At 55.7% G+C, this 24259-nt stretch carries 21 protein-coding genes and 3 pseudogenes; 13 read left to right on the top strand and 11 right to left on the bottom strand.

Annotated features, from left to right (window positions below):
- The first annotated feature begins 69 nt into the window (after nt 1–69).
- The 7 genes and pseudogenes from QTL95_RS17020 (at nt 70) to QTL95_RS28925 (ending at nt 5348) form a co-directional block, all read left to right on the top strand.
- Nucleotides 70–579: a DUF992 domain-containing protein gene (locus QTL95_RS17020; RefSeq protein ID WP_289721114.1), complete on the top strand. Its 510-nt coding sequence runs from the start codon at nt 70–72 to the stop codon at nt 577–579.
- Between the two features lie 187 nt (nt 580–766).
- A pseudogene (locus QTL95_RS17015) lies at nt 767–1525 on the top strand (DUF1932 domain-containing protein); the annotation flags it as partial.
- An 87-nt stretch (nt 1526–1612) separates the two neighbouring features.
- Nucleotides 1613–1819, top strand: a pseudogene (locus QTL95_RS17010) (hypothetical protein); the annotation flags it as partial.
- Between the two features lie 81 nt (nt 1820–1900).
- Nucleotides 1901–3115 carry an MFS transporter gene (locus QTL95_RS17005; RefSeq protein WP_289721113.1) on the top strand — a complete coding sequence of 405 codons (1215 nt, stop codon included), beginning with the start codon at nt 1901–1903 and terminating at the stop codon, nt 3113–3115.
- A 246-nt stretch (nt 3116–3361) separates the two neighbouring features.
- A complete protein-coding gene (locus QTL95_RS17000; RefSeq protein ID WP_289721112.1) occupies nt 3362–3631 on the top strand; it encodes a hypothetical protein in 270 nt (89 codons plus the stop codon).
- Between the two features lie 232 nt (nt 3632–3863).
- The gene (locus QTL95_RS16995) at nt 3864–4322 is read left to right on the top strand and encodes a hypothetical protein (RefSeq protein ID WP_289721111.1); all 459 of its coding nucleotides are present in this window, start codon (nt 3864–3866) and stop codon (nt 4320–4322) included.
- A 615-nt stretch (nt 4323–4937) separates the two neighbouring features.
- Complete coding sequence (locus QTL95_RS28925; RefSeq protein ID WP_442981304.1) at nt 4938–5348, top strand: NUDIX hydrolase; 411 nt, start codon at nt 4938–4940, stop codon at nt 5346–5348.
- Between the two features lie 33 nt (nt 5349–5381).
- Here QTL95_RS28925 and QTL95_RS16985 read toward each other — a convergent pair whose 3' ends face one another.
- Entirely contained in the window at nt 5382–5798 is a 417-nt protein-coding gene (locus QTL95_RS16985) for a hypothetical protein (RefSeq protein ID WP_289721109.1), read from the bottom strand.
- A 155-nt stretch (nt 5799–5953) separates the two neighbouring features.
- Here QTL95_RS16985 and QTL95_RS16980 point away from each other — a divergent pair, with 155 nt between their 5' ends.
- The 3 genes from QTL95_RS16980 (at nt 5954) to QTL95_RS16970 (ending at nt 10540) form a co-directional block, all read left to right on the top strand.
- On the top strand, nt 5954–6823 hold the full coding sequence (locus QTL95_RS16980; protein WP_289721108.1) for a UV DNA damage repair endonuclease UvsE: 870 nt from the start codon (nt 5954–5956) through the stop codon (nt 6821–6823).
- A 591-nt stretch (nt 6824–7414) separates the two neighbouring features.
- Entirely contained in the window at nt 7415–10069 is a 2655-nt protein-coding gene (ligD, locus tag QTL95_RS16975) for a DNA ligase D (RefSeq protein WP_289721107.1), read from the top strand.
- A gap of 90 nt (nt 10070–10159) precedes the next feature.
- A complete protein-coding gene (locus QTL95_RS16970) occupies nt 10160–10540 on the top strand; it encodes a response regulator (protein ID WP_289721106.1) in 381 nt (126 codons plus the stop codon).
- Nucleotides 10541–10664: 124 nt separating this feature from the next.
- On the opposite strand, the pseudogene ligD (QTL95_RS16965) reads toward QTL95_RS16970, so the two are convergent.
- The 8 genes and pseudogenes from ligD (QTL95_RS16965) to ku (QTL95_RS16930) all read right to left on the bottom strand — a co-directional run bounded on the left by ligD (QTL95_RS16965) (nt 10665) and on the right by ku (QTL95_RS16930) (nt 17276).
- A pseudogene (gene ligD, locus QTL95_RS16965) lies at nt 10665–11649 on the bottom strand (non-homologous end-joining DNA ligase).
- A gap of 110 nt (nt 11650–11759) precedes the next feature.
- Nucleotides 11760–12137 (bottom strand): hypothetical protein, encoded by a 378-nt coding sequence (locus tag QTL95_RS16960; protein WP_289721105.1) that lies wholly within the window; start codon nt 12135–12137, stop codon nt 11760–11762.
- A 167-nt stretch (nt 12138–12304) separates the two neighbouring features.
- Entirely contained in the window at nt 12305–12505 is a 201-nt protein-coding gene (locus QTL95_RS16955; RefSeq protein WP_289721104.1) for a hypothetical protein, read from the bottom strand.
- 593 nt (nt 12506–13098) lie between these two features.
- Complete coding sequence (locus tag QTL95_RS16950; RefSeq protein ID WP_289721103.1) at nt 13099–13509, bottom strand: hypothetical protein; 411 nt, start codon at nt 13507–13509, stop codon at nt 13099–13101.
- A gap of 6 nt (nt 13510–13515) precedes the next feature.
- Nucleotides 13516–14445 (bottom strand): TIGR02587 family membrane protein, encoded by a 930-nt coding sequence (locus QTL95_RS16945; protein ID WP_442981303.1) that lies wholly within the window; start codon nt 14443–14445, stop codon nt 13516–13518.
- 112 nt (nt 14446–14557) lie between these two features.
- The gene (locus QTL95_RS16940) at nt 14558–15370 is read right to left on the bottom strand and encodes a DUF1206 domain-containing protein (protein ID WP_289721101.1); all 813 of its coding nucleotides are present in this window, start codon (nt 15368–15370) and stop codon (nt 14558–14560) included.
- 212 nt (nt 15371–15582) lie between these two features.
- Nucleotides 15583–16398 carry a non-homologous end joining protein Ku gene (gene ku, locus QTL95_RS16935; protein WP_289721100.1) on the bottom strand — a complete coding sequence of 272 codons (816 nt, stop codon included), beginning with the start codon at nt 16396–16398 and terminating at the stop codon, nt 15583–15585.
- Between the two features lie 2 nt (nt 16399–16400).
- Nucleotides 16401–17276: a non-homologous end joining protein Ku gene (gene ku, locus QTL95_RS16930; protein WP_289721099.1), complete on the bottom strand. Its 876-nt coding sequence runs from the start codon at nt 17274–17276 to the stop codon at nt 16401–16403.
- A 272-nt stretch (nt 17277–17548) separates the two neighbouring features.
- On the opposite strand from ku (QTL95_RS16930), the gene QTL95_RS16925 reads away from it, so the two are divergent.
- The 3 genes from QTL95_RS16925 (at nt 17549) to QTL95_RS16915 (ending at nt 20984) form a co-directional block, all read left to right on the top strand.
- Nucleotides 17549–17971, top strand: a complete 423-nt coding sequence (locus tag QTL95_RS16925) for a VOC family protein (RefSeq protein ID WP_289721098.1) — start codon at nt 17549–17551, stop codon at nt 17969–17971.
- Between the two features lie 913 nt (nt 17972–18884).
- Nucleotides 18885–19658 carry a GGDEF domain-containing protein gene (locus QTL95_RS16920; protein ID WP_289721097.1) on the top strand — a complete coding sequence of 258 codons (774 nt, stop codon included), beginning with the start codon at nt 18885–18887 and terminating at the stop codon, nt 19656–19658.
- 654 nt (nt 19659–20312) lie between these two features.
- A complete protein-coding gene (locus QTL95_RS16915) occupies nt 20313–20984 on the top strand; it encodes a DNA polymerase III subunit epsilon (protein WP_289721096.1) in 672 nt (223 codons plus the stop codon).
- A 348-nt stretch (nt 20985–21332) separates the two neighbouring features.
- Here QTL95_RS16915 and QTL95_RS16910 read toward each other — a convergent pair whose 3' ends face one another.
- Together QTL95_RS16910 and QTL95_RS16905 are read right to left on the bottom strand one after the other, a co-directional pair.
- Entirely contained in the window at nt 21333–21884 is a 552-nt protein-coding gene (locus QTL95_RS16910) for a PH domain-containing protein (protein WP_289721095.1), read from the bottom strand.
- Between the two features lie 43 nt (nt 21885–21927).
- Nucleotides 21928–23802 carry a DUF262 domain-containing protein gene (locus QTL95_RS16905; protein WP_289721094.1) on the bottom strand — a complete coding sequence of 625 codons (1875 nt, stop codon included), beginning with the start codon at nt 23800–23802 and terminating at the stop codon, nt 21928–21930.
- Between the last annotated feature and the right edge of the window lie 457 nt (nt 23803–24259).

The raw sequence follows: 24259 nt of genomic DNA, 5'->3' as shown, positions 1-24259 counted from the left end.
GGCTTCCGTAGGTTCGTTCACGGATAGGTACCCGCTGTAGTGTACTCTCAAGTGCGAAAGGCGCCGCGCTTGGGTAAACTTCATTCGTCAATTGTTAGAAAGTCACGTTGGTCTTCAGCCGCTGCGGCACTCGCCGTGCTGACGGCGATCAGCCTGTCCTCTGTAGCCGCGCGGGCCGAAACGGCTGAGGTCGGAACGCTCGATTGTGACGTTTCGGAGGGCATTGGCGCGATCGTCGGGTCGAAGCAGAATGTCAACTGCGTCTTCACGCCATCCGCACCAGGCTCGGGGAGCCGTTACGTTGGTAGCATCACAGATTTCGGCCTGGATATTGGCACCGTTGAACGCGGCCGTATGATTTGGCTGGTTTACAACGCGACCGCGGGTCAGCCGAACGATCTCGCCGGGACCTATCGAGGCGTAGCCGCTGACGCGTCGCTTGGCCTTGGAGTAGGGGCGAAGATCTTGATTGGCGGCGAACGCGATAGTCTTTCCCTTCAGCCGATTTCTGTTGAGGCACAGGAAGGGCTCAATGTCGCGGTCGGCGTTGCGGCACTGAAACTGCGAGCAGCTCAGTAAGGAGCTTCTGGCAGGTGCGTCTTACCGATGCCGCCGGTCTCCAAGTGGCGCTCCGCAGTCAAAATCGGCGGTGAGCTTTGAGATCGGCGGTTTATTGGCAGCCGCTTTCGGGTTTTCATGGCAAGTCGCCGCTTGCCGCGACCGGTGCCGCCATTAGATCTAGCTATGCATTAAAGGAGAAGCCGGGATGACGCAGATTGCCGTAATCGGAATGGGTGCTATGGGCAGCGCCGTGGCGAATGTCCTTCGCTCGGGTGGTGCTGACATCGTCACCTCTCTTGAAGGCCGATCACAGGAAACCCGCGACCGGGCGCTGTCGAATGGCATCCGCGAGGTCGATTGGGCGACTTTGGTCAAGTCTGACTTCATCTTGTCCATCGTGCCACCCAGCCAAGCCCTATCCGTTGCCCATCAGATCGCGAACGAGATGGCAAACTCGACGCCGTCTGCCTGCTTCGTTGATTGTAACGCCGTCTCGCCTCAGACGATGTCTGATATCGCCAGCCTTTTCGGCGGCAATATCGATAGGGTGTACGATGGATGTATTATCGGTGGGCCGCCGAAGGTCGGCAAGCCGGGGCCGCATATCTACGTGAGCGGTGGCGGTAATAATGTGGTGGATGCATTGGTTAAATACGGCTTGGATGCACGTCCACTCGACAGCGCTATCGGCGCAGCGTCGTCGCTCAAAATGTGTTACGCGGGCATCAACAAGGGCCTCATCGGCCTCGCGACAGCTATGATGCTCGCTGCGTCTGAAAATGCCGCGGACTCAGCCTTGATGGCCGAGTTGTCGGAAAGCCAGGGCGAGCTTTTGAAAAAGTTCGGTGTTGGCGTCCCGGACATGTTTCCAAAGGCATACCGATGGGTCGCCGAGATGAAGGAGATCGCTGGCTTCCTTGGACCCGAAAACCCGGCGTCAGCTATCTTTGTCGGCATGGAGGGGCTGTTCCAACAAATGGCGGCAGACAGGGCCGGTGAAGGCGAACTTTCCTTCTTGCTTTCGGATATGCTCAAGATGCAGCCATCACACGGCAGCGTGAATCGCTACGACGCTCTGAGTAACGGGAACTTCGACGAAGGCAGCAAGGGTCTCGAGGCTGTCCGAAGCGCTCGCGAGAGCCAAGACCTGGACGCTTTGGAAGATGAACTCGAAGAAGGTCTTGAGGACAGTTTCCCGGCCAGCGACCCGGTTTCCGCCACTGTGTCCAGCATCCCCGGGCGAGGGGGTAAACACTGATTTGACCTTGCCCGAAAAGGCGAGGCCCATGGCATTGTTGCCACAAGGTCGGAATCGGCGCCACCTGAGAGGTTAATCCTCATGCAGCAGCACAGTGACGAGGTCGACGGTTCAAAAACGCCGCTTCGGCGTGTTCCGTTCTTCACACCAATCATGTTGGCAGTTTTGCTAGCGATGGTGGCTGAAGCAATGGCCGGAAGCTACATGGCGCTCCTAGCGGTCCAAAGGGTTGGAATGTCGCCTTTGGAGTTGAGTGCATTTTTGACGGTGCCTGCAGCCACAGGGCTCGTCGTCACCACCATTTTCGGACATCTGCAGGATCGTAATCCCGTCGTCTGGCCCCTGCTTTTATCCCTGTTTTCTAAGGCCGTGGGGCTTACCTTATGCGCCTATCTCACCGATACGTGGTTGCTAGTGCTGAACGCTGGTGTCCTTTTCGGTCTTAGCGCGGCGTCATTTGCTTTGTTGTTTGCCGTGGCAAAGGCTCATCTTGACCAGATAGGTGGCTCGACGGTCTTGCGGGGAATGGCGGCGTTACGATTGATCGCTTCGCTCAGCTGGACCATTGGGCCAGCGTTGGGCGCGATCCTAATTGCGTTGAAAGGGTTTGCCGGGGTGTATTTTGGCGCGGCGTTGTTGGCGGCTGCGTCCCTAGTCATTGTGTCACTCGCTCGGATCAAGGTGGTTTCATCTGAAGACCAGGAGAGGGAGAAGCTCTCGATACAGCTGTTGCTGAGAGCGACCCCGGCTGTTTTCGCGCTGTCAGCCTTTCATACAGCTATGTTCATGGGCTCGAACGCTATGTCGATTGTTGTGGCGGAAGACATCGGCTCACAAAGTGATGTCGGCGTGTTGTTCAGCTTGTGCGCCGGTCTAGAGGTCATATTCATGGGCGTTTTCATCGCGTGGCCTGACTTGTCGACGAAGAGTTGGCTGCTGTTTATGGGGTTCGCTCTGTTTGCTGCCTATTTCGTGATGGCGATTGCATGGCCGACGATGTGGAGCCTCTATCTCGGTCAGGTACCGCGAGCAGCTGGCATAGGGATCATCAGCATCGTTGGCATGGAGATGGTGCAACGTATGTTGCTCGGCCGGGCGGGCACGGCGTCAGCGCTCTTTGGAAACACCATTAGCGTAGGTTTTCTACTTTCGGGGCTAGGCACGGGAGTGTGGGCCAATTCTTTCGGATACTGGTCACTGTTCGTACTTTGCGCGGCGCTCTGCGTTTTCGGTACCCTAGCACTCCTATGTTCACCAGGAGTCATTCGAACACACGGTGATCTACCGACGGCCTGAATGCCCTCGCCACCAGCTCATCCCACGCCGCCTAAAGCTCTGTTTGAGCCGGGCAGCCAACTCCCTCAGCTCGATGGCTGGGAATTTCCGCGACGGATACGCTTCGTTCAATGGGATTATAGCGCTCCAGCTTGCGGCCTCGATGACTCGCGGTTTCAAAAGCACGTCTTGCTCAGAATTATATGGGATGCGCTGGAACAGAAAGGACGTCGCCGACATTCCAGATATCCAAAAGGAGAATTTGTGATGCACCTCATAAGCACAAACGTCGCGAGCACCACGGCCGGAACGATCACTGTTGAATTCCATGGTGAAGGGAATGAGCTAGTGAGCGTGCGAATGGCGAAGGATGCAACGATCAGCGATGGAGATGCCATCCAGCACGCGAAGCAAATGATGGTTCAGCTGGCCGCGTTCGGTGAAGATTTGGGCGATCTCTCGGTCCAAGGGGAAGGTGCCAGCATAAAGGAAACGTTGTCCGCCGAAGAAAATGCTTCTGCCTTTAAGGTGGATTGATTGCGGCAGTTAGCGGCTTGCTCGCCATAACTGTAAAGCTGGCGGGTGCCGCCCGATCAAAGTTGATCTCGCGCGATTATTCAAATCTTAAGCAAGGACGATCAGGCTATGGCAGTCGGAGGCTTGGCTTCCGGTTCCTCTTAGCCATAGCTTTGGATGGCCACCTGTTTCTCGCCTCCGTTGCGCTTGGCGAGCCACTCTCTCTGATTTTGCGTTGCATCGGAAACACGTCATGGCTGAATCCACCACGGACCTCTCCAAGCTTCCTCAAAGCGAACGGCGTCGTGTGATATTTCAGAAATCGGTTGCGAAGTATCGTGGCCCTGGTATCAGCATTGACGCTCACCCCCGGTTCATGGAGTTGATCGAGCAATGGATCAACGGCGGCATTGAAATGAACGAGGTCGCTTTGGGGTCCAGGGGCCTCGGCTTTGTTAAGTCATCACCCACAACTACGGACGCCCAGCAACCAGCTTCAAAAAACTCGGATGCGGTTGCCTTGCGGGGCGATGAAGACGTAAGCACTGTAAAAGTGCCTGACGAGGAGCTGCAACCACCACTGTCCCAGGATGATCTGCTCCGTGCGATTGATGAGCTGGTCGGCCACATCGGTCCACTTGAGCCAGACACGTTCGCCACTGAGGATCGCGTTGAAACCCCGGAGGGCAAGTTTGTTCACCCGTGGACCTGAGCCGGGCGGCGATTAAAGACACGGCACCAGAGCGAAGTCAGGCAAGGCTCGGTTCACAACAAGCAAAACACCCCAACTATTGTGGCGTTCGCTCGGCGAGGAGACGTCTACCGTCTTCCGTCAGGACGAGAGTTAGCTCTCCGCTAAACGCAATTTCTCGAACGAGAGACTTGTTTTCAAGACGCGCGATTGCGGCCGACGAAATTCGCTTGTCGCCCACCAACCAGCCCCGCCCGGATCGACGTTGATGGCGAAACCTCGCGATGGCGCCCAATGCGTCGATATAACGTTTCGAAACCGAATTATCGCCGGTCATTTGATCCATCCTTCCTTTCGGATTGTTCTGTTTATGTTCATGTGGATATCACTGTTGAGAGTTTCAATACGGGGCGAGCGAACGCGGGTGAGGGAACCAAAGTCAGCTCGGATGGTTGTCCAGCATCGCATCGGCGCGGGCCGCCCCGCGTACAATGTTAAAGCAGGTCGACGGGACCTAGCGCTCGGACAATATGACTGCTGGCGGACCTCCGCCATCTAGGTTGACCGAAGCGATAAGCTGAAAGCGAAGGAGTGCGGCGCTTTGTCTGAGACCGATTTCAGGGCGTTGCCAGGAATATGCTCGTGATCGATTTGGCCTGCGGGATCTTCATTAAAAACGGATTGCTCCTCTTGGTGAAACGAGCGCTTCACAAAGATTGGTATCCAGGCCGTTGGGACATCGTAGGAGGCCACGTCGAAAAGGGCGAAACCGTCCAGAACGCTCTCCTTCGCGAATCCATAGAGGAGGTAGGTCTCAACCCCGTAGTCTATTGTTCTCTCGCCCAGCTGCCCGAGCCCAAAGGGACTGGCCATAAGCCAGCTCGCTACCATATCTATCTCATCACTGAGTGGGAGGGCGGAGAGCCAAGGCTGTTGGGTAATGAGCATAGCGAGATGTGTTGGATCGCGCCTCACATGGCCGCCGCGCTGCCCGACCTGTCCCACCCGCAGTATGCCAGCGTGTTCCGATCTCTCGTAGGAAGGTAACTGTCTATTGGTCAGGCCCGACTGGCGTAAGCTTTACAGGTCGCGTCGGCTAACTCGAACAGGTTCTCCGAGGGTATTCGCTTCCGGCTGACCAGCGTTCCTCGACAAGCTGCCCCGGAGGGCGGCCTCGGTTAGCTTACCCTTCTGGTAGGCCTCAATGAGTTCAGCGTGGTGCTCCTCAGCAGCGGCAATTGAGGTCGGATCGACGATACCAAGCTCCGCGAAAAGGGCGTGGATCGGGTTGGTCGTGGGATTGTCGCTTTGGTCCATGCTCATGCGTTCGACCTCCGTGGACGTGATTGCCTTTGGTTTTTGAACCTTTGCCAAGGCATTTCGTTCCGCACGTATTTTTTTGTGCAAGCTTGACCGCAGGCGGAAACCGGGAACTCGGATAAGCCGGACGCGTTCAAAATTAAGCAATTGTGGGAGAGAGCATGCGACGCCGAACATCGCGACTTGGGTTTCCAGTGAAGGTCATGGCACGAGACGATCTCAAGAGTAACGATGCTCGCCGAGCGGCAAGTATGCCTCATCTTAAGGTGTCACTCGAATACGTGGATCAAATTCTCGATCACTTGGCTAAGCACAACATATCGATGTAAGGAATGTCATCGGATCTGGCGCCTTATGCCACCCATCCGGAAATGCCCCAGTTTCACGCGATGGTCGAGGAGAGCAAAGCCGAGCTGGCCGCTCTCGGCGATAAGGCTAAAAGACTTGATATGCGCTTGTCTTTCCACCCCTCGCAGTTCGTCGTCTTGAATAGCCCAGACCCAGACCTCGTCTCTAGAAGCGTGTGGGACCTACTCAGTCAGGCCGAAATGCTGGATATCATGGGACTGGGGCCAGAGGCAGTCCTGGTCATACACGTCGGTGGCACGTATGGCGACATTCCTGCAAGCAGGCAGCGTTGGGTGGACACATGGCACACGCTTCCCGAACCAGGGCGCCGCCGCCTCGTCCTAGAGCATGACGATCTTCGGTTTTCTGCGGCGGATGTGCTGTGGATACACGGGCACACAGGTGTGCGCGTAATCTTCGACCATCAACATTTTTGGTGCTTGAATCGGGAGAGAGCGGACCTTGTCGAGACTTTCGCGAAAGTAATGGCAACGTGGCCGTCCAGTGAGCAGCCGAAGATCCACTTTTCGTCGCCTCGAACGGAGATGCGCGAGAAGATAGTGGTCGACAAGGCGACGAAGAAGAAAACCGTAAAGCCCGTGGCGCCGGTTTTCACAGGCCATGCTGACTTCTGCAATCCATTTGAGTTTGCAACCTTTATGCGGCAGGTCGCGGATTTCGATTTCGACGTGATGTTGGAGGCAAAGGCGAAGGACCTGGCTCTGCTTCGCCTTCGACCTGACCTGCTTCGCTACGCACCCGACGTAGCGGATCGCTTCGGTATTCACCCTGCGGAAATGTCGCAACTCTCGGCCGAGGAGACAGGAACAATCGAACAAGACGATAGTCAGTAAGATCCTTGAATGGCCCGCTCAATTGCAATCGCTTATTGTTCGAAGCGCCGAAAAGTCTTCCTTTATTTTTCGGCACATCGAACAATTATCGGAGGATTTTTCGGTATGTCGAACAATTCCGACTTTGGTGTTCGACGAGCCGGACAATCGAGCTTCAGCGTGTTCCCCGGTGAGTTGATCAGACTCCCTGATAAATGCGAAGGTAACACCCGAAAGGCCAGCGTTGATAGGCTGCGGCGAACCGTATCATTGTTCGACCCGTCGAACACTCAGTGTTCACTGTTCGGGGCGCCGAAAAATCCGCAAGGCATGTCCCATTGCCTTAGACGGTTTCATTTCTGTCAAAACTTAGGGGATTCCTGTGCAAAGTTAGTGAATTGCCCAGCTACGCCCTCCCGATAACTCATCCGAATCAATGCAATGCCCCCCTCTCCGAAATCTTGGAATCTATAGAAATAGACGGTCGGGCGCTGAAAAGCCGCCCCACGTCTGAAATGGACGTTCTTTGGGTCTCCGAAGGCTGACGGTTCAGGCTTGGAACATTGGAGCCCGCCCGAGCATTTCGACTCTCGATCAAGATCGAGAAAAGCCATGGCTGACAATCTCACCAAGTACCGTGCGAAGCGCGATTTCAAGAAGACGGCCGAACCGAGCGGTGAAGCCTCTGTCAAATTGTCAAACCGGCGGCGCTTTGTCATTCAGAAGCACGACGCAACTCGTCTACATTACGATCTTCGGCTTGAACTTGATGGGGTCTTCAAGTCTTGGGCAGTGACCAAAGGGCCTTCGTTAGATCCAGCCGACAAGCGGCTCGCTGTCGAAGTCGAAGATCATCCGTTGGACTACGGCGATTTCGAAGGCACGATCCCGAAAGGTCAGTATGGCGGAGGCACCGTTATGCTGTGGGATCGCGGCTACTGGGAGCCTGAAGGCAACAAGAGCCCGGAGCAGGCACTCGCCAAGGGTGACTTCAAGTTTACTCTCCAGGGCGACCGGCTTCACGGCAGCTTCGTGTTGGTGCGGATGCGCGGAAGGGGAGGAGAGAAGCGCACGAACTGGCTTCTGATCAAGCACCACGATGACTATTCGGTCGACGAAAACGGTGCAGCGGTGCTTGAGGACAACGATACCTCTGTCGCATCGGGTCGTACCATGGAGGCCATCGCGTCAGGTAAAGGTAGGAAGCCCAAGCCGTTCATGACATCAGGCGGCGCGGTCGAAGCCGATGCCGTGTGGGACAGCAGCGAAGGATTGGCAGCGGAAGAGCGAAAAGCAGGTTCTAAAAGGAAGCAACGAGCACAAAAAACGAAGGCCTCGTCCGAGCTGCCCAGTTTCATCGAGCCGCAACTTTGCGAAACCCTGGAGCGACCGCCATCGGCCAAAGGCTGGATACACGAAATTAAGTTCGACGGATATCGCATTCAGATGCGAATTCAGGACGGAGAGGTGACGCTCAAGACTCGAAAGGGTCTGGACTGGACGGCCAAGTATCCAGCAATAGCCGAGTCAGGGGCAAATCTCCCTGACGCGATCATTGACGGTGAAATTTGTGCGCTGGACGAAAGCGGTGCGCCTGACTTCGCGGCGCTGCAGGCGGCGCTGTCCGAAGGAAAGACCGACGATTTAGTATATTTCGCTTTTGATCTCATGTTCGAAGGAAGCGAGGACATTCGAGGACTGCCGCTGACAGACCGGAAACAACGCCTGTCGACCTTCCTGTCCGAAGCCGGTGACGACCCGCGCCTTCGCTTTGTTGAGCACTTCGAGACCGGCGGCGACGCTGTACTGAAATCTGCCTGCAAGCTGTCGCTTGAGGGTATTGTTTCCAAGCAGTCGGATGCGACCTATCAGTCTGGCCGAACGAAAACGTGGGCAAAATCGAAATGCAGGGCAGGGCATGAGGTTGTCATCGGCGCCTATGCCACCACGAACGGCAAATTCCGGTCCTTGCTGGTCGGCGTCAATCGCGGCGATCACTTCGTCTACGTTGGTCGCGTTGGTACCGGGTATGGGGGCAGCGTTGTCGACAAGCTGCTACCACGCCTTGAAAAGTTGAAGTCGTCAAAGTCTCCGTTCACCGGCATTGGCGCTCCTAAAAAAACCGACGACATCGTTTGGTTGAAGCCGGAGCTGGTCGCTGAGATTCAATTTGCCGGTTGGACCGCGGACGGCCAGGTTCGCCAGGCTGCCTTCAAAGGATTGCGAGAAGATAAGCCTGCTGACGAGGTCGAGGCAGAAAAGCCCGCCAAACCCGTAATAACAGATGTGCCTGACCCCGCCACTGACGAACCAAAGCCGACGAAACCTGCGAAATATCGGAAGGGGGCGAAGGTCGATGTGATGGGAGTGCTTATCTCCAGCCCTGACAAACCGTTGTGGCCGGATGCGCTCGATAACGAGCCGGTGACCAAAGTGGATCTGGCAAGATATTACGAGGCCGTTGGCCCGTGGCTCATCGACCACATCAAGGGGCGACCGTGCTCCATTATCCGCACACCCGACGGCATCGGTGGTGAAAAGTTCTTCCAGCGGCACGCGATGCAGGGTTCGTCCAACCTGATCGAGCAGGTGAAGGTTAGCGGCGACAAGCAGCCCTACCTTCAGATTGACCGCGTCGAAGGGCTCGCCGCCATCGCGCAGATCGGTGGCACCGAACTCCATCCTTGGAACTGCGAACCAAACCAGCCACAGGTACCCGGACGGTTGGTCTTCGACCTTGATCCTGGTCCTGATGTGGAATTCGACACCGTTATCGAGGGTGCTCGTGAGATCCGCGACAGGCTCGAGGAGTTGGGCCTCGTTAGCTTCTGCAAGACCACCGGCGGTAAAGGTCTGCATGTGGTAACGCCATTGTTGGTGCCGAAAGGAAAGAAGCTTTCCTGGGATGAGGCAAAGGGGTTTGCCCACGATGTTTGCCAGGCAATGGCAAGAGACAACCCAGATCTCTATTTGATCAAGATGTCCAAGGCTCAACGCGATGGCCGAATCTTCCTGGACTACCTTCGAAATGACCGGACATCGACGGCCGTGGCGCCGTTGTCGCCGCGTGCCCGTCCGGGGGCGACCGTCTCAATGCCCTTGAATTGGACGCAGGTAAAAGCAGGTCTGGACCCGAAGCGCTTCACGGTGCGAACGGTGCCGGGTTTGCTAAAGAACAGCACGGCGTGGCAGGATTACTGCGATGGCCAGCGTTCGTTGACACAGGCCATCAAGCGATTGAACAGGGGCAAAAAGCATGCGGCGTAAAAAAAGGCGACCAGCAAGGTTCAAGAACCGGTGACAATCCTCGACCTTCCTCGAATCCGACCTAAGTTGCTGGTTATTCAGGAGGTTCGCATGCGAGTTTTGATAATTGAGGATGAAGCGTTCATTGCGATGGAGCTTGAGAGGATCGTCACAGAAGTGGGGCATAAAGTGGTCGGTCCGGTCGCGACAGTTGAGCAGGCGCTTGCCCACGCGCCTCGCGTGGACGTCGCGCTGGTCGACCTGGGCCTCGCCGACGGCATGAGCGGTGCTGCCTTAGCCCGTCGTCTCATTGACCGCTATGGAATAACGGTAATTTTTGTCACTGGAAGCCCAGGTGACGTCGGCCACGGCCTGGATGGCGCAGTCGACGTAATCGGAAAGCCATTTACGGACGAGCGAATTAGGCAAGGCTTAGCGAAGGCAAATGCCGCATCGAAGGGACGGGCTTTGAACATCGCGGCAGATTGGTGAACTCGAATATCTCCGCGTGGATTGATCGGCAAATCGGGATCATCGCGTGGGAGGCGAGCCAGTTATACCGACGAAGCATCCGCTCTATCGGGCGTTCCTGCGCAACGCCTAAAGAGCATCCCAATCATTGACCGCTGTCGATCTCATAGATCGCTGCGTTGTCCTGGATTTCTCGCAGCCCTTTGTATGAAGCACGACGAAGGTTTCCGTCGTCAGTCCACCCGCGAAAATTGATCTCGGCAATCAGGGTCGGTTGTGCAAACACCAAGTTTTTACCTTTCATGAGGACCGCCGGTCGCTTCGTCCTGAGCTTATCGAGGGTCTGCTTCAGGTAGATGGCGTCGCGCTCCGGCGAGCAGTAAGCTCCCTATGCCGCCTCGGGCCACGCTGCTCTCCTCATAACCAATAACGACGAAGCTTTCGCTCTGTACGCACTTGATCTTTAGCCAGTCGCCAGTGCGACCGGACCGATATTTGCTGTCACGGTGCTTTGCGATGATGCCTTCGAGGCCGTGAATACAGGCGCTCTCAAGTATCTTCTCACCGTCTCCATCCACCTCTTCGGAAAGCTGAATCGCACCGGTGCTACCGTCTAAAAAGTCTGACAGCAGATGGCGCCGCACGGACAACTCGGTGTTCGTCAGAAGATGGCCGTCAAAATATAACAGGTCGAAGGCGAAGAACACGGATTCACCAGAAACCCGCTTGCCACCTCGGCCGCCCAGCGAGCGCTGGAGGGCACCAAAATCCGACCGTCCTGTCTTGTCGAGGACCACCGCTTCACCATCGAGGATCGCCGAGCCAACGCCAAGCTTTTTGGCTTCGTCAGCAATGCTCGGGAAACGGTGGGTCCAGTCATGGCCACCCCGCGTTAGGATGCGAACACCACCCGGTTCGATATGCACCGCGAGCCGATATCCATCGAATTTCACTTCAAACGTCCAGTCAGGTCCGCTGGGCGCCTTCGATTTGAGAAGGGCAAGGGCAGGCTCAATGCGGGCGGGCATCTCATCGAAGGGAAGATTGGGTTGCGCTGGGTCACGCGGCCGCCTGGTCTTTGATTTTGCGACTTGGTCGTCAAGAAGGAGTGGCTTGGATCGACTACGCATAAATGACCCCTGTCGAGGACTTACCTTACGGCGACTCAATTGTTTCGGGCGCGATTCGTTCCAGCACGCGAATACTGCCGTCTGGCCTAGTGTAGTAACATTACCTCAAGTCAGTCCCTCAGCATCTGCTTGAACGTAAACCTGTTGTCGCCCTTGCGGCCGCACCGCTTGCAGTGGAGGAAGCGGGCGAGTTCACTGGTCCGGGACGATGGGGGAAACTTCGCCCGCGTCTGTTTGATGTTAATCCCGCGAAAGTACCCACACTTGCAAAAGCCGTACAGGATGAACCACTCGGGCACCTCCGCGAGAGCCATGTCCGGCAGCACGTACATATCTGCGGGCAGCTTCAGAGCGTCTATACGAGAGGGCTTTTGGCTGGCCGACTTGAATGAGCTGTATGGGATTTCCAATCGGCAGCCCATATGTCCACCCTGATCTACGCGCGGGCATTTCATGGCGCGAGCCAATGCGACGGCGAGGCTGCTCACAGCAACGTCCCCCACAGCTGTTAGGATCCGCTCTACCGAACCGTTCTTGCTAATCCCGCATCCCGCGCACCGGATCTCGACGCTGCAGCCGTTGTAAAACGAGAGCCACCGTATCCCTCTGCGCCAGCTTTCATTTCGATCTTCCATGGCAACGCGGGAGAGGGGGCTTATGCCACTTTGCGGGATAGCGCCTCAGCGATCTCGGCGGCCTCCAACCGACCGGACGTCTTGTACGGATAATGCGTCCAACACCACCACGACTCTTGCACGCCTTTGCCAAAACCAAAACCAGCCCAGTCACCGCAGCTGCATTTGCGGGCCACAAGAATGGGGGCACGCAGTAGGGTCGAACGATCAATGTCACTCATCGTAGCTCCTTGAGCATTTTGCCGTTTTCTTGGCGTCAAACTTCTTTTGGCGTTCGTCTTCGTCAAAGACGTTTTGATGGTCACTCTAATGTTCCTAATTTGTTCTTTTTGTTGTAGGAGTCAAGGCGATCAATTGACGGAAAAGCAGGGTTACCGGAATGGCGAAGAAACTGACGATCTCAACGATCAATTGAGGTTGGCCCCATCAAGTTGCGCTCCTAGTCGATTCAGCCCGTGACAGCTTGGTTGCTGAGCAGGCAAATTTCTGCGCCCGGTTGCTCCGTTGCAGCGAAATCTTACCAGTGACGCATGAAGGTCAAATCTATGACGTGCACTGCTTTGCCACGAAGGCGGGAGCGTCTGCGTTTATGGAGAAGTTTGGCGGGATATGGTTTGATCCAGGTGAGCGAGGTCGCGGCTCGAACGCAGATCAATGGCTTCGGAAAGCGACAAAAACCCCAGCGTGAGACAGAGCGTTCCTAAGCGGCAAAGGCCCGGTCCTAAGCAGGCCGGGCCTTCCCTTGCCACCTTACATCGAAGCGAGGCGGCAATCTCTTAACTAGGACCACGTTCAGACGCAACCCGCGTTGCTGTTAGGGTTCAGCAAAACCATCCGCTCGCACAGTGATCATCTTGCCGGTTGGATCTTGACGGAAGACCATACCGCCTTTGGCTTTTGAGTGGCCGGGGACGTAATCCAAAACCGTCCCGATACGTTCTAAGACGGTCTCTCCATCCGAAATTTCACCCTGAACGTTCACTTGGGACGCGGTGGCGCTGGAGTCATTGCGGATTTCAAAGAGAACCTGAACGCCATCGCTGCGTTTTTCGGTTTTGAGAACTACCCCTTTAAGATCGGGTGTCGCGTTCCGGTCTACTATCGCGTCTTTTCCGATCCAAACGATTACGGCAAGAACGATAACCGCCGAAACCGCGCCCGTTGCCCACTCGATCCAATGCGGCTCGCTTGCTTCGATGTTCTTGTCGTCAGAGATTTTGGTCATGTTGCCTCACAAAATCAGTCGCGCGGCCGCTGCGCCGATGGCGCCGGGAAAGCTCAAGATGACGACAGCCATGAGAATCTGAGTGGATCCGACGTCATCGGTTCTGTGGAACGTCCAAAGGCAATAGGCGCTAATCAGACCAGCAATCACGTAGCCGGGGAGGGTGAAGCGGACGAAAGCATGCCAGCTCGGTGTGCCCTCGGCGAGGTCGTGGCTGCCTCTGAACGAAAGGGCGTATACGAACCCATGCATCACTGCCAGTGACGCAGCGATGATAACCAGGGCATGCCACGGCGTCATCTTGTAAGAGAGGAGGATCATCTCCTCTGTCGGTGCGACATTTAGGTTCAGAAAGAGGGCGCCGACCGCCATTAGAAACAGCTCACCCGCGTAGCTTGTTTCGCGTTCATGGACAGGATCAGCACTGTCTCCGTCCTCGTCGTCGCCATTATCATCATCTGGCTGACCCCCAAGCTGGCTGCGACCCAACATTGCGCCGATGCTGGCGGGGACTGCCTGGACCGCGATCATGCCCATAACTTCGTGTACTGATTGACCCGCTGTCACCACACCCATCGCGACAAGGATCAGTCCGCTGGCCACAATCCCGAGCGCGTAAGCGATGCTCGCGTCGCGAATTGCCTGTCGCCAAGTCGAGGTCTTCTCGAAGCCAACCTTATCGGAAAGAATGATCAACAAGGGGATATTAATGATCAGGAGTAGGAGAAGGCGGGTTCGTTCCATGTAGAAGCCGAGTTCCCACATTTCCATCGTCATCAACATGGGCAGCGCAAATAGCAACGCTCCAGCTACGCCGCGTGCGATCCCAGCAAAGAACTTGCTGCTGTCAAAATCGTCACGGTCATTCGCGATGGCCAAAGTTCTTCTCCTCCTACACCAGGAATTCCAACCACCCGTAGACTGACGCGGCGGCATTCAAGGCGCATGCCCCGGCCGTGGAAGCGCGTGTCGGGTGAACAAGCACCAATGCCGCCGACAGCAAAGCAGTCATGGACATCAACGTTGACAAGGTTTCCCTCAAGGCTTGTTACCTATGAGGTAACGGCAGTTCGGATTTCACCTTGGAAAGGCTGGGAGTGGATACTGTTCGATATCGCGCTTCGACAAAATTATAGATTCCAAAGGCGGCAAGGCCTATTGCAACCGCCAGATACAATACCCCGCCAAGCGGAAGCCGCCTCACGAAAGTCAGCGCATCACTCATGCTGCCAGCTTGATCAGGGTCAACGCTGAATGCTGCGTAACAGAAGAAGACCCCGACGATCACGAAGACGGTACCGCGCGAAACCAGGCCGTAGACACAAACCAGAGTCAGCGGTCGGCTTTGACCGAGCTTCAGGTACCTTTCGAACTTTTGAGAGATTCCTTTGAGTGCGGTCGCTATGCCGCCCACCACAAATCCGGCTCCGATGACAGCGGCCAGATATCTACCAAACGGTTGCGACATCGCCCACTCGGCAAGATCCTTTTCGCCACCACCGCCTGCTGATCCAACTCCTACCGCGCCTTTGAAGGCGTAAATGGCCAGGCCGATATAGCTGACGGCACTTCCGAGAAGGGCAGCTCGGATCAGATAACTTTTTGCACTTGCGTCGTGATTGTCGGCGTTGGCAATTGATTGGGCAAGTCGCCAGGCCACAAACCCTAACAAACCCAGGCCTATCAGTCCGAGCCATAATTTGCCAAACGGCTGCTCAAGCAACGCGTCGAGCGCAGATTTGGTGTCCGGCTTGCCACCACCAAAGCTCGAAAACAGAGCCAACCCTGCCACGAGCAGAAAGACAATCCCCCTGGCGCTGTAGCCTGCCCGAGCAAGCCATTCAAATTTTGGTTCGTTCATTTTTCGATCTCCCCGCTGCCGGTAAACGGGCACACCGCGAAACGGTTCCCGAGTTGCTGAGCCCTGCAGGGTGACGACGTGAACGACTGGCGACTCCTTGTTGCGGATGTGCCATGCGGCGTCCCGAGCTAGGAAATGTGTAGGGTCCCACCAAAATGAGAAGGGAGCGACACTTTGAGAACGAAAACGGAAGTCGAACAGCGTCGCAGCTGCTATCCCGCTTTTCGAGATTTCAACTCCTTCGCGACGGACTTCTTCAAAGCGTCCATGATGTTCACGACATTGCTGGGTTTGTCGGCCTTGTCCGATTTAGAGGCTGTCTTCTTGATTGGCTTCTTGGCCCGTTTCTTGGAAGCGATCAGCTTGAGCAAACTTTCCTGGATCGGGTCCGACACCATGTCAGGCGACCACTCTTTGATCCGCTTCTTGATGACCTTTTCCAACGCGGCGACGCCCTGGGCGTCTGACTTCTTATCGATGTTGCTGAAGTATTCGTTCTCTGGCCGGACCTCGTCACCAAACCTAAGGGTCCAAACCACAATGCCATCGCCGCGCGGCTCCAAGATCACGGCACGCTCACGACGGCCAAGGACGACGCGAGATACGCCTACCACATCCTGAGCCTTCATGGCCTCGCGGATGACCGCGAAGGCTTCGTCGCCGATCTTTTCGTTCGCTGTCAAATAGTAGGACGTGTCGAGATATACCCACTCGATCTTGTCCCGCGGCACGAACTTCTCGATGTCGATGGTTCTGACCGTCTCCAGCTCAACTGCTTCCAGGTCCTCATCGGTCAGAATGACGTAGTCGTCTTCGCCGCGCTCGTATCCCTTTGCCTCATCCTCATCTTTCACGGGCTTGCCGGTGACGCTGTCGATATATTGGGAAACGACGCGATTGCCGGTATCCTTGTTTAAAGTGTGAAAGCGCACCTTGGCGCTTTCCGACGTTGCGGGCACCATGGCAACAGGGCAGGTAACCAGTGAAAGCTTGAGATAGCCTCTCCAATAAGGACGACGCGGCGCCATGGTCAGCTCGCCTTCTTTTGAGTGGTTTTCGACTTGTTGGTGGAAGATTTACCTTTACCGCTGTTAGCGTTGGCGGCCTTCGGCTTTTTGGCTGAACCCTTGCCCATCCCTGCGCTGTCTCGAAGTGCTTTCAGGAGATCATTCGGCTTCGATACCTTGACCGGCTTAGGTTTCGGCAGCGCCTTTCCCTCAGCCTTCGCCTTCACAAGCGTGGCGAGGGCGGTCTCGTAGCGGTCGTCAGTCTTGGCAGGGTCGAAGTCGCCCTTCTTGGTATCAATGATGTGCTTCGCAAGGTCGAGCATTTCGCCTTCGACCTTGACCTTCTTCACGTCCTTGAAGGCATCCTTCGAGGAGCGGACCTCGTAATCAAAATTTAGGGTCGTCGCGATCAGTCCTTTGCCGTGAGGCCTGATGAGCACGGTTCGGATGCGCCGAAACAACACCGTCCGCGCTATCGCGGTGGCGTTGGTATTCACCAAAGCATCTCGGATGCTCGAATAGGCATCATTGGCTTCGTCGTCAGCTGGCACCAGGTAGTATGGCTTGTCGAAATAGACATCGTCGACGCTTCCGCAGGGTATGAAGGCCTCGGCCTCCAGCATTTTGTCGGAGTCCGGAACGACGGCCGCGACCTCTTCAGGATCGATCATGATGTAGTCGCCGCTGCCGGTCTCGAAACCCTTTACCTGCTGATCGCGCTCGACCAGCTCCTCGGTCTCGCTGTCGATGAATTCGCGTTTCAAACGGTTGCCGGTCTTCTGATTCAACATATGGAAGCTAATCCGATCCGAGGTCGAGGCGGCGGTGTACAGACCCACGGCGCAGCTGACCTCGCCGATTTTAAGATGGCCTTTCCATTGAGCACGATGATCCGCCATGATTTTCTCCAAGCTTTCGAAGTGAAAACTGCAGAGCGACGCTTGAAGTTCCGTAGCTCGCTGGTGCTCCAGTAGAGATTGGCGATTGTGTGCTCGTAGGGTGCTCAAAGGTTGCCGCAACTGCCGGGATGCGATACATTCACGGTGTCTAAAACAGGTTAAAGTCAGGAAGGTTGGCCTGGCGCCGCTCTCGCGGTTTCTTCCGTCGTACGTCGGCGGCCCAAGACCTTGAACGCAGCGCAACAGTGCGCAGCGAACGAAAGGTATTGGTCATGAAACATCAAATCTCAGTAGTCACTCTTGGAATTTCTGATCTGGCACTCTCCCGCAGATTCTATACCGATGGGTTTGGCTGGACTCCGGTCTTCGAAAACGAGGAGATCATCTTCTGGCAGATGAATGGCTTTGTTCTCGGCACATTTAAGAAAGATTCGCTCGAAGAAGACATGTCGCGCAAGGCGGGGCCGTCACCTTCTGCCTACTCGTTGGCTCACAACGTCGCGAGCCAAGCTGAGGTCGAGCCTTTGATGGATCGGCTCATCCAGGCGGGTGGAACTCTGATGCGAAAGGCCGACGCGCCCGTTCACGGCGGCTTCCGAGGCTACGTGGCTGATCCCGACGGACACGCGTGGGAAATCGCTCACAATCCTGCTTGGCCGATCGATGAAGAAGGGCATGTGACCTTCGGGGTCTAAAACTCTCTAGTGCCTGGGCGGAGACCAGCCGCCTGGCTGTCACATTTACTCGACCGGCTGGTGTCGGAGTGGAGGCATCCCAAAACGACTAAAGGGAGCGTGGTTGCTCCCTTCGTTCCGCAGTTCCCTTTCGGGACGTGGACACCGAATCTCTCCGGACCATAGTGGACTCCCTATATCCGCTCGCGTGCCCGGGTGGATGTGTGTCTCCGACTTTTGGGACTGAAATGGCTTTTGATCGCTCAAAGGCACGCTAGACATTGCAAGGCAACGGTCTGTGCTAAGCGATATTGCGGAACTGTTCTCTGTCCTCGAAGTTTGCCTCATGAGGTCGCAGCTTGTGTCAACCGGACACGACGGGGATGGTGGACGCAGCGATCTTTCCGGTTTCTCGATGCGGGCAACGAAACGCCAAACGAGCGCCCAACCTGTCCGAGTTGCGATCTCGACAGCCTTGAACACTCCAATTCAGGGGCGTATCGACGGCATTTGCGCCACGACTAGAAGTCTGCGCCTAGCGATCTCACTAGGCCGGACCGACGCTTTATTAAGGCTGACCGGATAAGCTTGCCGGAACTTGAAAGGCCTCCCAAGAGCAATGTCCCTAGACTACGCGACCATACATCTCTGCAACGCGCTGCTTAACCTGAGTTACGGAGGTATGCTGCTAGCACTCTGGTATCGTCGACGAGAAACACACCTCCTTCTCTGGGCGGCCAGTCTGCTACTGGTCTCGGCAGCCGTCTATGGATTCACGCTGACGAGAGACAGCGTTGGTATTGCGCTGCTGCTGACTGCGGTGTCGATAAACATCTCACTGACGTGGGCCGGGGCGCGAGCTTTGGACGGGAGACCGCCGTTTCATTGGACACTTGCCGCTGCACCCGTAGCCACATTCATTGGACATGTCGTCTTGGCGTCGATTGGCGCAAGAACAGGCGCCAACATATTCACCACCGCTTTACTCGCGATCAATGTTGCTGTGACCGGACTTTACTTCTTGCGCCAAGGGCATGGTTTCGCTCGAAAGGCTGTTGGCTGGGTGCTTCTGTCTTACGCGCCGGTCTATGTGGTGTCGCTCTTCCTGGATCTCGCATATCCGGACAGCCGGGCTTCGTCCATTTTGATCCTCGCTAGCGACTTCGTCCTGAATAACGCATTTGTCGTCGGGCTTTTTGCCATCATGGAAGAGCAGGCGAGGGACGAATTGCGGCGGCTCGCCGTCACTGATCAGCTGACCGGGGCTTTGAACAGAGTAGGCCTCATGGGCAAGTTCCCCGACGGTCACCTTCTCAATGCCCGAGCATTGCTGTTAGCGGACCTCGACCACTTCAAGTCTATCAACGACACCTACGGCCACACTGGTGGCGATGTGGCCCTGAAGACATTTGTAGATCGAGCCAGCGAACTTCTTGGAAAGGATGAGTTTATCGCTCGGATCGGCGGTGAGGAGTTCGGTATTCTGTTGGCGACCTCTGACGTTAACGACGCGTGTTGGCGAGCCGATCAGATACGACAGCGACTGGCGGGTGAGCCGGTAGTCTGGAGCGGAAGGCGGATGGCATTGACGACAAGCATCGGCATTGCGGTTGCGTCCGGTTCAGAGGATCTACTAGCGGTGATGACCCGGGCCGACGACGCGTTATACAGGGCAAAGCGGGGCGGCCGAAACCGTGTGGCGGCGTAACGACGACCGTCATCACCGACTGCGCACCTTAATCTGCTTAAGGTGACGACCACCCAACAGGGTTTGCGCGGAAGTGGCAACTAAAGTTGGTCGAAAGCTGTCGTCGACTATTTATGAAGTGTCGTTCGGCGTCCAATGCCTGCGTTGCCTCCAGCCTAAGCAATGCTCCACGCATCAGCGATGTTCGGCATGAACGGTGGAGAGGGAAGATCAGCCGCCAGGCCTAGCGGGGGCTCTAACGCCAGCGATGGAGTTGGCCTCGCCTGTTTACATCACCAAGGTTCAGAACATCGACCATTCGATCTGCCTCTTCGAGTGCCGCAGACAAGGCTTCTGTTTTCACCAGCGCAGGCGGGGGCCCGAAAAGCTCTGGGCCGGGCTCTTAACGCTCTGGAAGCCCGGCGGGCACTGGAAACGTTCGATCCACCGTCAACGGCATCTCCAGCGCATTTCCAAGAACTTTTTCGGAACCGATAAGTCGCAACTAGGTTAGCCACCTGGGACGTCTGTTCAGCAACTCAGTGACGTTCTCTGTCAATGGATTGGCACAGAAAAGCCCTTGGCCGCGACTCCAAGGGCTTTTCGCTGCATTGGCGATCTGCTCGCGTTTGGGCATAAGTCCGAACCTAGAAGGCTAACTGAAACGAGCGTCCTATGCTGGTCGAGATCAACGATAGCACCTCATCGTCAACGGCAATCGCTCGCGTGCGGGTCATTTTGGTAAATCCAGGGCGGCCAATCTCTCCTGAAACAATGGCGGTTCACCACATTCTGGACGAACAGGTTGCGGCGGCGCGGTTTTGGAAGGAGGTCGCCTCTAGTGTTTTGCGGCCAGAAGGTGGAGTGCTGGCGTTGGCTGCACATCGCGCGGCATTCGAGCAGCGCTATTGTACGCCAAGATTTACCGGGGCTGCGTGGATTTGTTCCTGGAAGTGCGCCCTACGGGTATGGCCTCACCTATCAAGGTTTTCCAATCAGATGCTACGCTATCAACGTATGCCAAAGGGGCTGGTCCACTCTGTAGGTCTCCCAGCGCATCGCGCGATGCCCGATGCGTACGTTACCGCACATCACCTCAGAGAGCTGCTTAATGAAACGAATTTTGAGCAATTGATGGCTTGGAGCAGCGAACCTGGCCTCCTTCCCCGGGTCCCCTCAGGCGCCGAACGTGGCAAGACATGGGACCGGTTGGATACTACCGTACTGAAAGTGTTCGCAGGGGATCGTGACGCCGATGTCCGATTCAGCGCAGAATACGAGTTGCGACGTCGAGGCGAGCTTGAAACCTCGGCAGCAAGCGACGGCGCTCAGGGACGCTTACTATAGATCGCTGAGGGTCGCAACGATAGGCACATTTGCTGCGGCCCGAAATCCGAACCTCACAGCAACGTAGGCTCAGACGTCGGAAAAGTTGAACTTCCGATCAATCCATTCAGCCCCGGCGAAGTAAATCGCCTTCGAATGCCAATCATTGTTCGCTGAGAGGGTGTACAGCCACAGGACAAGAGACACAGCCGCTCCGATCCAACCGGACAGAAGACCGACCCCAATGAGTGTTGGGGTGGAGATAACTAGTATCCACCACTCCCAAAGGAAACGGACAGCGATCCCAACGCAGAAGTAGAGAATAACCGCGACGATCGCTATACCTACTAATGCCACAAGAGCCACACTTCAGCCCGCCAGTAGCTTTGCTTTTTGCGCGTCGAATTCATCAGCGGTCAACACACCGTTAGCCTTCAGCGCTGCCAGCCTTTCCAGTATTGAGACGACATCGTTAGCTGGGGCCGCAGCTGCAGCTGTTGGATGCCGACGGGCCTCAAGGGCATCACGCATCTTGTTTACGAATTTAACGACTGTCTTTTTCCAGACGTTCCGTATCTCCCGCTGTGTTGCGCCATCTTCAATTCTGATGGCTCCGAACATGATGCCGGTCTCGCCGCTCACCGCGTTCACCTTATCTAGGTTGATGCTCGATTGCTTCAGGCCAAAAATCATGCCCTTGTCCAGGAAGATGATCCGACGGTCGGTAAGTGTGATCAGCCATGTATTGCCATCCATGAGGCCGGAAGTGAAAGCCAGCACCTGCTCCCCATCGCCTAGTACCTCAGGCAGATGGTTCAGTTCTTTCTTGGTGAAGAACTGATCATCACCCATGTCCTTCGCGATCCGGTCGTACTCTTTCTTGAGATCTGATCTGGTCGCGTTCTTAAAGTCAAAAGCCATCTGCGTGGTCCTAAGTTTGGGGGGCACAGCTTACTACACTGATCTATTCGGCGGCTTCGCCACCGACTAGAGAAGTCGTCAGAGAGTTGGACTTTGTTGTCATTGGCTCGGCCCAGATCTGCTTGGCGACCTCGAATAGTGCCAATCCGCGGGCCTTGATCGTATCCTCGTTCCACTCGTCGACGTGGTTGAGTTCTCTGTTAAGGGCAAGGCTAGAGTTGGAACGGACAGCGGGCATCTTCACCGAAAACGGTCCATTCGATACCGTTGCATTTAACCCCTGAGTCAGAAGAGTCAGGTTGCCCAACTTGTTGATTGCATTTGCACGCTCGACGGTACGGAATATGTATTCGGCATCATCCTCGGGCGGTGTGTCATATCCAGGGATAGGCCAGTTTCTCTGCCAGCCTTGCGGCATTATATGCTCAATGCTCAGGCTCGACTTGATCTCGATATCTTCGTTAAGCTTGGTGCGTTTGCGCTGCTCCAATGCCTCGAAAATATAGCGGAGCCGCGGCTGCCGTTGCCCCTTGTACTGGTCACGCCCAAGCCAACCCTGCTTCCACTCTTCGTTATCGGGCCAGCGGTCTGTCTCGGATTCCCGCGCGGATAGTGTCTCAATCAGCGCTGCGATCTTATCGCCGTCTGCCTTTCGTACTCGATCAATGATTCCCACGAACAAGCGATTATAGGCTTTGGTCGTTAGGCCACAGATGTCACGGCGCAGAATATAGCTCTCAAGGGCATCGAGCGCTTCCTTCAGCCGATCACCTAGATTCGCCTCGGTCGCGAGGTAAATTACCAGGGGCATCGCCGTGGAAACGTCGAACGCCTCGGCAAAAACGCCAAAGCGGCCAAGAGGATCGGCCTTGTCTTGCTCGAAAAGCTTCCGCTCGACTTCAGCCGTTGCCGTGATCGACGCTAGTTCGGTCGCAACATCGGAGAATGGTTTCTCGTTGAGGATCCAACGACGGTACGTCTCGAACAACGTTTCAATCGAAACGATGTTTGCCAGATGCATCGACAGGTGGTCTGTCAACATCCAGTCGAGGCGTTGACTGGTTTGCCTGCCTCTCGACGCGGAATGACTCCAGAACGCGTGGTCTAATGGCAGCCAATGCTTCCGGTAAAGCTCGTCAACGATTAGGGATCCATCCTTCTGTCCCATCCCTTTCGCTCGCTGAAAAATGAAGTTGCGCATCAGGTCGCCAGGACTCAGGTCAACGCCACGACTATTGAGGGTCTCAAAAATGGTCTGCGGATCGTCTCCGCCTTCAAGTTCGATGGAAACGACCGCTAGCCCTTCCTTCAAAGCCTCGAACAAAATCTCGAAGGTGTGCTCGTCAAAATTTCCATCGACTTTCACATGCGACTCGATGTTCTCTCGAAAATACGCATGAGCTGCCACTGATCGCCTCACGAAACCCTCCTCATCAATCGGCTTAGGAGCGATACCGTCTAGGTCCGTTTTCGGGTCGATGAGTTCCACAAAGGAGCGGCGGTCCATAAGTGATGGCCAGAGCTTGTAGCGCTCGACGCCTTCATGCTCCATCACGCCATCATTGAGAACATACTTCTGAAGTTCGGCGGCGTATCGCGAACCGTGCTTTGCAGCAACGTCCCGAAGTGCTGCGAGGAGAATCTGGAATGTGGTCAGGCGCTGTTGGCCATCGATGATCTCGTATGCCTGAACTTGTTTTCCGAATGTCTTCACTTGGGCGATGACAATCGCGCCCATAAAATGAGGTGAAAGAGACGCCCTGTCAGCACGGAGGCGATTAGTCGCCCGAACAATATCTTCCCAAAGCAGCTCCAATTGAGGGTTGGTCTTCCAAGCATATTGGCGTTGATAGAGCGGAATAAGAAAGCGCTTCTTGCCGTCGAACAGTTCGATTATGGAGCGCGTATACGGCTTCATGCTGGACTTCCACTTTCTGGATTTTAGCTTGCGGAGGGAGAATCAGGGATATTGTGGGTGATTTCAATTGTGCATTATTCCCCTAAAAGTTGTCAGGTCCTTATTATTAAAGCCCAAAAATAGTTCGGGAATGGAGCGGAAAACAGCTCTGCGACGTCTAACGGCACTCGCGCCGTTTTCCGAATTGCAAACCGCTCCTAGAAGGCGAGGTCGCTCTTATTCTCTGCGTAAAGGCGTCGGCCAACCCTTATTGCGTAACGCATCCGGGAGTAAGGCCAGGGCAATCGAAGCTATGCCGTTAAGCTGAAGAAGAGGTGTGTGTTTTTGGCAGAGCGCAGTTTGACGACAGTGCCTTCAATGGTGTGCCTTTACGGCAGAGTGAGACGCTACCTCGTCCCCTCCGCAGTACATTCATTCAATACGCCGCGGCTCCGACTGAGTATGAGTTACGAGAAGA

The organism is Rhizobium sp. S152 (assembly GCF_030380735.1).
Classification (GTDB): domain Bacteria; phylum Pseudomonadota; class Alphaproteobacteria; order Rhizobiales; family Rhizobiaceae; genus Rhizobium.
Note: the sequence above shows the minus strand (reverse complement) of the source record. Positions and strands in the feature narration are given on the sequence as shown.